General features: G+C 59.1%; 1 protein-coding gene. It reads right to left on the bottom strand.

Annotated elements, in window-relative coordinates; all coding sequences use genetic code 11:
* A partial coding sequence (locus HFD99_RS25495) for an AMP-binding protein (RefSeq protein WP_167441132.1) occupies positions 1–203 on the bottom strand: 203 nt, incomplete at both ends.

The following is a 203-nucleotide window of genomic DNA, read 5'->3' as shown; positions in this document are numbered from 1 at the left end:
AACCGGGCCACATGCTGTGGCGGCAACGCTTCACCACTGGCAAAGACATGGCGCAGCGTGCCCAGCTTCGCTTGCATTACTTCTCGTGGCTGCTGCTCCACATACTCCAGGAATGCACGCAGCATAGCGGGTACAAAGTGCATTGTAGTCACGCCGTCGCGGGCAATCGTGTCCACGATGTCTTCCGGGTTCTTTTCCCCGCC

The organism is Paenibacillus sp. EKM301P, from assembly GCF_011800295.1.
GTDB lineage: Bacteria > Bacillota > Bacilli > Paenibacillales > Paenibacillaceae > Paenibacillus > Paenibacillus polymyxa.
This window is presented reverse-complemented; position numbering and strand designations above follow the sequence as displayed.